This window comes from Cupriavidus basilensis, from assembly GCF_000832305.1.
GTDB lineage: Bacteria > Pseudomonadota > Gammaproteobacteria > Burkholderiales > Burkholderiaceae > Cupriavidus > Cupriavidus basilensis_F.
This window is the reverse complement of the sequence record NZ_CP010536.1, coordinates 2,424,090-2,436,381: the sequence shown is the minus strand read 5'-3', so window position 1 is coordinate 2,436,381 and position 12,292 is coordinate 2,424,090. Positions and strand designations below refer to the sequence as shown.

Genomic DNA, 12,292 nt, shown 5'->3' with positions numbered 1-12,292 from the left:
CTCATCATCCATACAAGGTCCCAGACGTGCTTTCTACCGCAAACATCACCATGCAGTTCGGCCCCAAGCCGTTGTTCGAGAATATCTCGGTCAAGTTCGGCGAGGGCAACCGCTACGGCTTGATCGGCGCGAACGGTTGCGGCAAGTCCACCTTCATGAAGATCCTCGGCGGAGACCTCGAACAGTCCGCCGGCACCGTCATGCTGGAGCCGGGCGTGCGCCTGGGCAAGCTGCGCCAGGACCAGTTCGCCTATGAAGACATGCGCGTGCTGGACGTGGTCATGATGGGCCACACCGAGATGTGGGCCGCCGCCGCCGAGCGCGACGCGATCTACGCCAACCCGGAAGCCACCGACGAAGACTACATGAAGGCCGCCGAGCTGGAGGCCAAGTATGCCGAGTACGACGGCTATACGGCCGAAGCGCGCGCCGGCGAGTTGCTGCTGGGCGTGGGCATCCCCACCGACCAGCACCAGGGCACCATGAGCAACGTGGCGCCGGGCTGGAAGCTGCGCGTGCTGCTGGCACAGGCCCTGTTCTCGAACCCGGACGTGCTGCTGCTCGACGAGCCGACCAATAACCTCGACATCAATACGATCCGCTGGCTGGAAGAAGTGCTCAACGAGCGCAATTCCACCATGATCATCATCTCCCACGATCGCCACTTCCTGAACTCCGTGTGCACGCACATGGCCGACATGGACTACGGCACGCTCAAGGTCTACCCGGGCAACTACGACGACTACATGGAAGCCTCCATGCAGGCTCGCGAGCGCCAGCTGGCGGCCAATACGCGCGCCAAGGAGCGCATCGGCGAGCTGCAGGACTTCGTGCGCCGCTTCTCGGCCAACAAGTCCAAGGCCCGCCAGGCGACCTCGCGCCTGAAGCAGATCGACAAGATCAAGGTCGAGGACATCAAGCCGTCGTCGCGCCAGAACCCGTTCATCCGCTTCGAGTTCGACAAGAAGCTGCACAACCTGGCCGTGGAAGCCGAGGGCGTGACCAAGACCTACGATCGCAAGGTCATCAACAACCTGTCGATCGCGATCCAGGCCGGCGAGCGCGTGGCCATCATTGGCGAAAACGGCGCCGGCAAGACCACCTTGCTGCGCAGCCTGCTGGGCAGCACCGTCAAGGGCGGCGTGGAAGTCGATCGCGGCACCATCAAGTGGGCCGAGAACGCCAATGTCGGCTACATGCCGCAGGACACCTTCGAGGAATTCCCGGTCGACCGCGACCTGATCGACTGGATGAGCCAGTGGACCCAGGCCGGCGACGACGACCAGTCGCTGCGCGGCACCATGGGCCGCCTGCTGTTCTCGGCCGACGACATCAAGAAGTCGGTCAAGGTGCTGTCCGGCGGCGAGAAGGGCCGCATGATCTGGGGCAAGCTGATGCTGGGCCGCCACAATGTGCTGGCGCTCGACGAGCCGACCAACCACATGGACATGGAATCCATCGAATCGCTGCAGATCGCGCTGGACAAGTTCACCGGCACGCTGGTCTTCGTCTCGCACGACCGCGTGTTCGTCAGCGGCCTGGCCACGCGCGTGATCGAAGTGCGCAACGATGGCACGCTGACCGACTACCTGGGTACGTACGACGAGTACCTGGAATCGCAGGGCATCGACGGCTAAGCAGTCATTTCTCTGCAAGCAAATGGGGCTGCCTTCGGGCGGCCCTTTTTGTTTCTTTTGCGCATCTCGCTGCGGAGGGCGAACGCGAGTTGTCCCATTCCTGATGTCATGCAGGGCGTGCAGCGTCAGGCGCGGTGTCGCCGTCGCGTCATGCCTGCCCGGCGGCGGATTCCGACGAGCCGCTCGCTACCCGTTCTATGCATTCCATGGCGCATCTGGCCATGGGCGAAGGTGTTCGTCCCGTCAGCGAAACGATCCCCGGGCGCACGATCAGCGTCGGCGCATCCGTCACCTCAAGCCTGACCAAGGCGTTGGCTTCGACGTCGGCCGCGACAAGTGCGTGAGGACTTGCCAGAACGGAATCCGTGCTGAGCGCCACGGTGCGCAGGATGCCGAAGTTGTCGCATTCCAGCGCTGGCACCGTGGCGCTTGAAGATAGTTGCAAGGCTGCCGCGAGCTCAGCCCTCATCGTGGCCGGGGGCGTAGCCGATGCCAGCCCGAATTGCCAGATCTCAGCAAAAGTGCATCGGCTGCCAGCCAACGGATGACCCGCGCGAGCGTAGAGCTCGATTTGCTGCGCAGGCAGGAGCCTGATAGTTAGCGCGGCTTCATCGGGAAGCACATTGGTGTCAGAGACAAAGAACTCGATACTTTCCGCGCGCAGCCGTTCCAGCAACTGCTCCCAGTTGCTTTCCTCCACCCGCAAGCGGACTTTGGGGTGGCGTTTTCGCAATTCAGACAAGACGCCCGGCATCAGTGTGACTGCCGGGAACGGTCCGACGCCGAAGGCCGTGTCGCCCAACTCCACGTCCCGATAAAGGCCGATGTCTCGCTGCAGGCAACGGGCGTCGAACAGGAGCTTGCGCGCACCTTCGATCACAAATTGCCCCGCTGGCGTCGGGCGGACGTCGGCGTCGCCGCGCTCGAACAAGCGCAGACCGAGTTCCGCTTCGATGGCCTGAATGCTGCGACTGAACGCCGGTTGGCTGAGGTGGACGCGCGCGGCAGCGCGCGCGAAATGCAACTCCTCAGCGAGGGCTACGACGTGGCTAAGGCGACGAAGATCCATACGGGGTCCGATGTGTCTAGCGCATTGAGTGGATGTAGATTATGCATTGGACGAATCAAGATGGGAATTCTACAGTGAGCGCATCAAGTTCCGGCGACGAACGGGACGCCTCGACAACCGTCAAGCGGCGAGACGAATAAATATGGAGACAACATGAAGGTGCTGGACAGGTTCTACATCAATGGCGAATGGGTGGCGCCGTCCGCGGGCGCAACGTACGTCGACATCATCGACCCTGCGACCGAGGCGGCGATCGGTAAGGTTGCCATGGGGAGCGCCGCGGACGCGGGGCTCGCGGTGCAGGCCGCGAAGGCGGCGCTGCCCGCGTGGTCGGAGACCACGCGCGAGGCCCGTATCGCGCTGCTGGAGCGCGTGATGGCCTGCTACCAGGCGCGCTTCGGCGAGCTGGCCGATGCGGTGCGGCAGGAGATGGGGGCCCCAGCAACCCTTTGCAACATGCTTCAGGTGCCTATCGGTCTTGGCCAGATCCAGGGAACCACGGAGGCGTTGCGTGGCTTCGAGTTCGAGGGCGAGCGCGGCCGCAGCCGGATCCGCCGCGAGGCGATCGGCGTGGCGGCGCTGATCACCCCATGGAACTGGCCACTGAACCAGATCGCTGCAAAGGTGGCGCCGGCGCTCGCCGCAGGCTGCACGATGGTGCTCAAGCCGTCAGAGATCGCTCCGCTGGATGCGGTGCTGTTCACCGAAATTCTGCATGCGGCCGGCGTGCCGGCGGGCGTGTTCAACATGGTGTTCGGCGATGGCATGGTGGTCGGGGCCGCGCTGTCGTCGCATCGCGACGTGGACATGATTTCCATTACCGGATCGACACGCGCCGGTGTGGAAGTGGCCCGCAACGCAGCCGCCACCGTCAAACGCGTCGCACAGGAATTGGGCGGCAAGTCCGCCTTAATCATCCTCGATGACGCCGATCTGCAGGCGGCAGTCGCGACCAGTGTGGCGCAAGGCATGTTGAACGCGGGCCAGACATGCATCGCGCCCACGCGCATCCTAGTGCCGCGCCAGCGTTATGAGGAGGCGGTGACCATGGCTGCTGCTGCAGCCAACGGCATTCGCGTGGGCGACCCCGCCGCTGCGCAGACCGACATGGGTCCAGTCTCGAACCGCGCCCAGTATGAGAAGGTGCAGCGCATGATCCGCGTTGGCCAGGCGGAAGGCGCACGGTTGGCCGCAGGCGGGCCCGGGCGGCCGGAGGGGCTAGAGCTTGGCTTCTATGCCAGGCCGACCATTTTCGCCGACGTCCACAATGACATGGCGATAGCGCGCGAGGAGATCTTCGGGCCAGTACTCGTGATGATCCCATACGACAGCGAGGAAGAGGCAATCGCCATTGCCAACGACACCGATTACGGCTTGGCGGCCTACGTTGCGGGCACGGACGCCGACCGCACGCGCCGCGTGGCAGCGCGTCTTCGCGCGGGCACCGTCCTCCTCAACGGTGCCATGCTGGACATCGCCGCGCCATTCGGCGGATGCAAGACCTCCGGCAACGGGAGGGAATGCGGGCCAGAAGGACTGGCCGAATTCCTCGAGATCAAGACCGTGACATCGCCCTGACACGGCGCCGCACGCAGTCCGGCGCGGCCTGCGCCGCATTCCACTCAGCCCACCTTCCGTTTTCCCCGGCGGCCGCTTGCGACGTGGCCCGCCCGGGTACTCGCACCCTGCTGGAGATTGCATGACGCCCTCCTATCAACCGGTCATGGCCTGGCGCACAGCCTTGCTGCTCGTCGTCTACATGGTCATCAATTTCGCAGACAAGATTGCGGTCGGCCTGCTAGCCGTGCCGATGATGACGGAGCTGAACCTGTCGCCCGCGCAGTTCGGGCTGATCGGCAGCAGCTTCTTCTGGCTCTTCGCTATTGGCGGCATCACTGGCGGCTTCATGGCGAACCGCCTGCCCACGACAGGCATCCTTCTTGTCATGGCACTTGCCTGGTCGGCGTTGCAGGTACCGATGGCCATGTCGTCCAGCCTGGCAGTGCTGGTGGCGGCACGTGTGCTGTTGGGCGCTGCCGAAGGTCCGGCGTGGCCGGTCGCGGTACATGCTTGCTACAAGTGGTTCCCCAATGAGAAGCGAGAGTTGCCGGTGGCCTGCCTGGCACAAGGGGGGGCCATCGGATTACTGCTGGCGGGCATGGCCATGCCGCTGGTCTCGGCACACTGGGGATGGCGCGCCAACTTCTACGCGCTGGCCGTGATTGGCTTCGCGTGGACGCTGCTCTGGGTCGCCTTTGGCAAGGAGGGCAGGGGCGCCGAAGCTGAGAATAGCGAGCAAAGGGAGACCATGCACGTGCCTTACCGCACGCTGCTGGCGGAACCAACGGTCGCGGCGTGCATCGCCATGAAGTTCGTCTCCTACTGGGGGCTGGCATTGACGCTGACCTGGCTGCCGGCCTATCTGCAGAAAGGCCTGGGGTATGGCGCCGTCGAATCCGGGCGGCTGTATGCAGGGCTCATCGCGACGAGCTTGCCGATCAGTGTCGCGGGATCGTGGCTGGTGCGCCAGCTCCTGGCGCGTGGCGTGTCGTCGAGGACTGCGCGTGGCCGCGTGGCCGCAACGGTCGTCGCCATCGGTGGCGTGGCATGCATGCTGGTGTGGCTGGGAGGATTGCCGCCGTTGTGGCGGGCAGCGCTGATCGGCCTCACGCTCGGCCTGACGCAAATCATGTATGCGGTGGGGCCCGCCATCCTGGCCGAAGTGGTGCCGGTCTCCCAGCGCGGCGGCATCCTGGCCATCGACAATTCCATCGCATCGTTTGCCGGTGTATTGGCGCCGCTGGTCACCGGCTTCCTGGTGCAAGGCATGACGGGGAGCCAGGGCTACGAGGCCGGCTTCGCCATCTGCGGGCTGTTGATGGTTGCCGGCGCTCTGGCGGGCGCTGTGGCCATCGATCCAGCCAGGGCCGCATTGTCGGTCCGCCGGCGTGCGACGGTTGGTTGCGCCTATGCCGGCCAGGCACCTGCCTCGAGTCACTGACAGGCAAAGCAAACAACGACACTGACCTTCAACCGATTTCATCAAACGAGAGCAGTCATTTCAATGAGCCGGTCCGGGTAGCGCCGTACCGCCTGCCTCAAAAGGAGAATGGAATGAGCGAACAACAAACGTGGGCGGCTGATCTGACGAGTCCAGCCATCATCCGGTCGGGTGTGCGGAAGACCTCCTTCACGGTGGACCCCATCGCGCCGTGCCTCGGCGCGGAGATCGGCAACATCGATCTGCGGATGCCGCTCGATGACGACCAGTATCTTGCATTGCGCGCGGCACTCCTGAAGCACAAGGTGCTCTTTTTTCGAGACCAGGACATCAGTGCCGCGCAGCAGGTCGCGCTGGCGAGCCGATTCGGTGAGCTGGAGGTGCATCCCGTGTTTCCCCATCATCCCGACCACCGGGAACTCGTGGTGTTGGGTGGCGATAGCGCCCAGGCGGCACGCGAGAACATCTTCCACACCGACGTGAGCTGGCGCAAGCTGCCTTCGATGGGGTCGATCCTGCGCTGCCTCGAATGTCCGGCGGTCGGAGGCGATACGCTCTGGGTGAATATGGTTGCGGTACACGCGGGCCTGCCTGCGGCGGTGCGTGACCGGATTGCCGGCCTCCATGCTGTCCACGATATCCTGCCGGCCTTCGGTTCGCGCATGAATGCCGAGCAGCGTGAAGCCCGTCGCCAGGAGTTTCCCGCGGCAACGCATCCCGTCGTTCGCATTCACCCCGAGACCGGCGAGAAGATCCTGTATGTGAACGAGGCCTTCACGACGCATCTGGCGGACTACCTGGAAAAGCATGAAGGACAATATCGATTCGGGTTCGATTTCCGGCTCGAGGAGATGGACCTCCTGCAATACCTGTTTCGCCAGGCGAACGCGCCGGAATACCAGGTTCGCCTGCGCTGGCGCCACAACACGATCGCCTTCTGGGACAACCGCTCCACCCAGCACTACGCGATCCAGGACTACTTCCCCGCGCGCCGCCGGATGCTGCGCGCAACCATCATCGGCGACGCGCCGTTCTGAGGCGCCGCACGCGCGCCAGGTCCTGAGCCATCCCTCGCAACTCGCAGGAGGCAGGCCGAATGCGCGCAAATCGCACTGAGGCGCTGCCCATGCCGGACAAAGGAGGCGTCATGACAGGCGTCACGACGCACCCTCTTTTTCTGTTGACAAGACTGGAGTGACCGCATGATAGCCCGCACCCTATTTACAGAAGAGCATGAGATGCTGCGCACCGCCGCGCGCCGCTTCATGGAAACGGAGGTGGCCCCGCACCACGAGCGCTGGGAGGAGCAGGGTTATGTCGACCGCGACGTCTGGCTGAAGGCCGGCGCGGCCGGCTTCCTGTGTGCCAGCATGCCCGAGCAGTACGGTGGCGCTGGCGGCGACAAGCTGTACAGCGTGGTGCTGATGGAAGAGCAGGCGCGCGCCGGCTGTACCGGCCTGGGCTTCGGCCTGCACTCGGAAATCGTTGCCCCGTACATCGAGCACTACGGCAGTGAATACTTGAAATCCGCGTACCTGCCAAAGATGGCCGCCGGCGAAATGATCGGCGCGATCGCGATGACCGAACCGGGTACCGGATCCGACCTGCAAGGCATCAAGGCGACGGCCGTGCGCCACGGCGACCATTACCTGCTGAACGGCTCCAAGACCTTCATTACCAACGGCTGGCATGCCGACCTCGTGATCGTCGTGGCCAAGACCGATCCGCAGGCCGGGGCGAAAGGCATCAGCCTGTTCGTGGTCGACACCTCGATGCCGGGATTTTCCAAGGGCAAGCGCCTGAAGAAGGCCGGCATGAAGGCACAGGACACGGCCGAGCTGTTCTTTGACAACGTGCGCGTGCCGGTCGCCAACCTGCTCGGCGATGAAGGCCAGGGCTTCGGCTACCTGATGCGGGAGCTGTCGTGGGAGCGCCTGCAGATCGCAATCACCGCGGTTGCGGCGGTCGAGGCCGGGCTCGAATGGACACTCGCCTACACGCGCGACCGCAAGGCGTTCAAGCGCCCGATCAGCGAATTCCAGACGGTGGCCCACGCGCTCGCGGACATCCGTACCGAGCTGGAGATGGGCCGCGTATTCGTGGACCGGTGCCTGCAACTGGTGCTGGAGGGCAAGCTCGATGCCGCCACTGCGTCAATGGCGAAGTACTGGACCACCGAGATGCAGTTCCGTGCGCTCGATCGCTGCGTGCAGCTGCACGGCGGCTACGGCTACATGTGGGAATACCCGATTACGCGCGCCTGGGCCGATGCCCGCGTGCAGCGCATCTACGGCGGCGCCAACGAGATCATGAAGGAACTGATCAGCCGCAACCTGTAAGGACTGCACGCGCGGCCGATCCCGGCCGTCGGCGAGCATACGAAACAGGTGTTGGCGCAAGTCGCGATCGCGACCAGATAGACCTTCATTCGATTCATCGAGGCAATTCGACCTCCGATAAGACAGGAGACAACATGCTAGGCCAGATGCAAGACAAGCCGCTGCTGATTTCATCGTTACTCGAGCACGCGGAACGCTTCCACCCAAACGTCGAGATCGTCACCAGGACGGCCGAAGGGCCCATCCATCGCTGCAATTGGCGCGAGCTCGGTCAACGTTCGCGCCGCCTGGCGCTTGCCTTGCAGAAAAAAGGGGTCAGGCAGGGCAGCATGGTCGCGACGCTGGCGACCAATACCTATCGCCATCTCGAACTGTATTTCGCGGTCATGGGCATCGGCGCCGTGCTGCACACGATCAACCCGCGCCTGTCGCCGGCGCACCTCGAATACATCGTCAACCACGCGGAAGACGAAATGCTGTTTTTCGACCTGGCTTTTGCGCCCTCGGTCGAAAAGCTGCAATCGCGCTTGCCGACCGTCAAGCGCTTCTACGCGCTGGGCGACCAGGAATCCGTAGAGGCGGTGGCACCCGCCATTCGCGATTTCGCTGGCTACGAAACCCTGTTTGCCGATACGCCCGCCGATCCTTCCTTCACCTGGCCGCAGTTTGACGAGCGCTTGGCATCGACGCTGTGTTACACCTCGGGAACGACTGGAAACCCCAAGGGCGTGCTGTACTCGCACCGCTCGACGGTGCTGCATAACCAGGTCATCAGCCTTTCCGACTCCCTTGGTTCATCGGCCGACGCCACCATCCTGCTGGTGGTGCCTCTGTTTCACGTCAATGCATGGGGGCTGCCGTATGCGGCGGCAATGACGGGCGCCAAGCTGGTGTTGCCGGGCCCGCACCTGGACGGCGAGAGCATCTACGCGCTGTTGCGTGACGAGCGGGTCACGCTGGCGGCCGGTGTCCCGACGATCTGGCAGATGCTGTTCCAGTATGTCGATGCCAACGGCCTGAAGCCACGCGAAGAGCTGTGTCTGAAAGACGCGGTGGTAGGCGGCTCGGCCGCGCCGCGCATGATGATCGAGCGCTTCGACCGGGACTTCGGCACGTTCCTGCTGCATGCCTGGGGCATGACCGAAATGAGCCCGCTTGGCGTGGTCTGCCGGCTGCTGCCCAAGCACGCCGGGTTGTCCGCGGAGCAGCGCTACGACATCCAGATGAAACAAGGCCGTGCGGTATACGGCGTGCAGCTCAAGATCGTCGGCGAGGAGGGCCAGCGGCTGCCGCATGACGGCAAGGCCAGCGGCCGGCTGATGGTCAGTGGCCCGTGGATCGTCGCTCGCTACTTCAAGGGCGACGGCGGCCTGCTGGACAGCGAAGGCTTCTTTGATACCGGCGACATCGCCACGATCGACGCGGACGGATACGTCATGCTGGTCGACCGGTCGAAGGACGTCATCAAGTCCGGCGGCGAATGGATTTCGTCGATCGACCTGGAGAACGCGGCGGTAGGCTGCCCCGGCATCGCGATGGCGGCCGTGATTGCGCTGCCGCATCCGAAGTGGCAGGAGCGCCCGCTGCTGATCTGCGTGAAGAAGCCCGGCGCCGAGGTAGACAAGGCAACGGTACTGGCCTACCTGGACGGAAAGATCGCCAAATGGTGGACGCCGGACGACGTGGTGTTCGTCGAATCCCTGCCGCTCACTGCGACCGGCAAGCTCTACAAGCTCGGGCTGCGCCAGGCATTCAAGGACTACCCGCTTCCGGGCTGATATGAGGCTCGTCTCGCACGACCGCGTGTTTACGTATGACGAGTACCTGGAGTCGCAGGGTATCGACGGCTAAGCCGCAGCGCCAGCCGAGCGAACAAGAAGGGCCGCCATGTGCGGCCCTTCTTGCTTTTGTGGTGCACCCTGCAGGGATCCATTGCGGCCACTCAGGCCACCCAGGCCACTCAGGCCGATGCATGCCCGTCGTCGCGCACCATCTTGTCGAGCTGGTCGATGATGGCGCCGGCGGTGATTTCCCCTTTGGCCTTGTGCAGGGCGCTGTATAGCGGGTCGCGCAGCGCCGCCAGTTCCGCCGGGCTGCCGGCCTTTTCCACCTTGACTTGCAGCAGGTAGCCGCGCAGGCCCAGGTGATGGCCGATGACATCCGTGTAGAAGTGATAAAGCTGCTGGTAAGTGCCGCCAGCGCGTTGCGGTGAGGCTGGCGCAGGCAAGGCGTCGTCCCATGACGCCACGTCGGCACCGCGCATGCCGTGCATAGGAAACAGGCTGTCGGCCTTGGCCTCGCCGTGGCGATCCACGCTGGTGCCCGGGTTTGCGGGGCTGGTCGCCGCTGCCGCAGGCTGTGGCGCATGCTCCGCGCGGATCAGGCCGGCGGCCAGCAGGGCGTCGATGCTTTCCGGCCCCACGCCCATGCCGCCGGTCTGTGCCAGCAGCTCGCTGCGTCGGCGCTCGCCATTGACGATCAGCAGCAAGGCGCGCAGCTTATGGTCCAGTTTGCGCGCGCGCGCGCGGATTTCGTCCTGGCCTTGCTCGGTCTTATGAAAAACCGGATCGGTCATGTCTCGCTCCATTGTGATAGGCCGCGCAGCGTAGTGTGGTATACCGCACTTTGCGTCATGCGGCGCGCCGGCCGATTATCGCCACGTTGTTTGTGGCTGCTGGCGCGCTGCAAAAAAACGAGTCGCCAAAGCGCACTACAATGTGATGCACCATAAAAGTAACAAAATTTGCACCCGCCTATTCACCCAACTGAAAACTGTGGCCATGCAACAACGAGACAAACTCTTTATCAACGGTAAGTGGGTTGCCCCGCACGGTACCGGCCTGATCAACGTTATCCACTCCACGACCGAAGCCGTCATGGGCCGCATCCCCGAAGGCCACGCGCGCGACGCCGAGGATGCTATCCAGGCAGCGCGAGCCGCCTTCGACAGCTGGTCGGCCACGCCGCCCAGCGTGCGCGCAGGCTATATCCGCAAGATTGCGGAGGGCCTGAAGGCGCGCAGCGAGGAACTGGCGCAACTGATCGCCGGCGAAGTCGGCATGCCGATCAAGATGGCGCGCGCCATTCAGGTGGGCGGCCCGGTCTACAACTGGGCACAGGCCGCCAAGCTGCTCGATACCTTCGCGTTCGAGGAAGAGGTCGGCAATTCCCTGGTGGTTCGGGAGCCGGTGGGGGTGGTCGCGGCCATTACGCCGTGGAACTACCCACTCAACCAGATCACGCTGAAAGTGGCGCCGGCGCTGGCCGCGGGCTGCACGGTGGTGCTCAAGCCATCCGAAGTGGCGCCGCTCAATGCCTTCGTGTTGGCGGAGGTGATCGAAGCCGCCGGGCTGCCGCCGGGGGTGTTCAACCTGGTCACCGGCTACGGTCCGGTGGTGGGCGAGGTCCTGGCCAGCCACCCGGAAGTCGACATGGTGTCGTTCACGGGTTCGACGCGCGCCGGCAAGCGGGTGTCGGAGCTGGGCGCGCAGAGCGTCAAGCGCGTGGCGCTGGAGCTGGGCGGCAAGTCCGCTTCGGTGATCCTGGACGACGCGGACCTGGCTGCCGCGGTCAAGGGTACCGTGGGCGCCTGTTTTCTCAACTCCGGGCAGACCTGCTCGGCGCATACCCGCATGCTGGTGCCCCGCGCGCGCTACGACGAGGTCAAGGCCATTGCCAGGAAGGTGGTCGAGGGCTATACCGTGGGCGACCCGTTGCTGGAATCCAGCCGCCTTGGCCCGCTGATTTCAGCCGCGCAGAAGGACCGCGTGACCGGCTATATCCAGCGCGGCATCAACGAGGGCGCCGAGCTGGTCGCAGGCGGCCCCGAGGCGCCCGAAGGGCTGGACAAGGGCTTTTTCGTCAAGCCGACGGTGCTGGGCAACGTCGATCCCAAGGCTACGGTGGCGCAGGAAGAGATCTTCGGCCCGGTGCTGTCGATCATCTGCTACGACACCGAGGAAGATGCCGTGCGCATCGCCAACGACAGCATCTACGGGCTGGGCGGCGGCGTGTGGTCGGGCGACGAGGCGCGCGCCATCCGCGTGGCGCGCCGGATCCGCACCGGCCAGGTTGACATCAACGGTGGCCCGTTCAACATGCAGGCGCCGTTTGGCGGCTACAAGCAGTCCGGCAACGGGCGCGAGGCCGGCAAGTACGGGCTCGAGGAATTCCTCGAGTACAAGTCGCTGCAGATGAAGAAGCCGGCTGCCTGAGGCCGGCGGTTGGCGAGGAACGATGCCCGGCT

General features: G+C 64.4%; 9 protein-coding genes. 7 read left to right on the top strand and 2 right to left on the bottom strand.

Features of this window, described 5'->3' with window-relative positions; translation table 11 throughout:
* Positions 1-26: 26 nt before the first annotated feature.
* Complete coding sequence (locus RR42_RS11370; RefSeq protein ID WP_043346757.1) at positions 27-1,637, top strand: ABC-F family ATPase; 1,611 nt, start codon at positions 27-29, stop codon at positions 1,635-1,637.
* A 148-nt stretch (positions 1,638-1,785) separates the two neighbouring features.
* Here the strand turns inward: RR42_RS11370 and RR42_RS11365 are convergent, their stop codons facing one another.
* On the bottom strand, positions 1,786-2,706 hold the full coding sequence (locus tag RR42_RS11365) for a LysR family transcriptional regulator (protein WP_043346755.1): 921 nt from the start codon (positions 2,704-2,706) through the stop codon (positions 1,786-1,788).
* A gap of 153 nt (positions 2,707-2,859) precedes the next feature.
* Here RR42_RS11365 and RR42_RS11360 point away from each other — a divergent pair, with 153 nt between their 5' ends.
* The 5 genes from RR42_RS11360 (at position 2,860) to RR42_RS11340 (ending at position 9,824) form a co-directional block, all read left to right on the top strand.
* Positions 2,860-4,284: an aldehyde dehydrogenase family protein gene (locus RR42_RS11360; protein ID WP_043346750.1), complete on the top strand. Its 1,425-nt coding sequence runs from the start codon at positions 2,860-2,862 to the stop codon at positions 4,282-4,284.
* A gap of 121 nt (positions 4,285-4,405) precedes the next feature.
* The gene (locus RR42_RS11355) at positions 4,406-5,707 is read left to right on the top strand and encodes an MFS transporter (protein ID WP_043346748.1); all 1,302 of its coding nucleotides are present in this window, start codon (positions 4,406-4,408) and stop codon (positions 5,705-5,707) included.
* Positions 5,708-5,820: 113 nt separating this feature from the next.
* Positions 5,821-6,744, top strand: a complete 924-nt coding sequence (locus RR42_RS11350) for a TauD/TfdA dioxygenase family protein (RefSeq protein ID WP_082054876.1) — start codon at positions 5,821-5,823, stop codon at positions 6,742-6,744.
* A 165-nt stretch (positions 6,745-6,909) separates the two neighbouring features.
* Positions 6,910-8,046, top strand: a complete 1,137-nt coding sequence (locus tag RR42_RS11345; protein ID WP_043346746.1) for an acyl-CoA dehydrogenase family protein — start codon at positions 6,910-6,912, stop codon at positions 8,044-8,046.
* 134 nt (positions 8,047-8,180) lie between these two features.
* Positions 8,181-9,824, top strand: a complete 1,644-nt coding sequence (locus RR42_RS11340; RefSeq protein WP_043346744.1) for a long-chain-fatty-acid--CoA ligase — start codon at positions 8,181-8,183, stop codon at positions 9,822-9,824.
* Positions 9,825-10,006: 182 nt separating this feature from the next.
* On the opposite strand, the gene RR42_RS11335 is transcribed toward RR42_RS11340, so the two are convergent.
* Complete coding sequence (locus RR42_RS11335) at positions 10,007-10,621, bottom strand: hypothetical protein (RefSeq protein ID WP_043346741.1); 615 nt, start codon at positions 10,619-10,621, stop codon at positions 10,007-10,009.
* 205 nt (positions 10,622-10,826) lie between these two features.
* Between RR42_RS11335 and RR42_RS11330 the strand changes: the two genes are divergently transcribed.
* Positions 10,827-12,260 carry an aldehyde dehydrogenase family protein gene (locus tag RR42_RS11330; protein ID WP_043346739.1) on the top strand — a complete coding sequence of 478 codons (1,434 nt, stop codon included), beginning with the start codon at positions 10,827-10,829 and terminating at the stop codon, positions 12,258-12,260.
* The last annotated feature ends 32 nt before the right edge of the window (positions 12,261-12,292 follow it).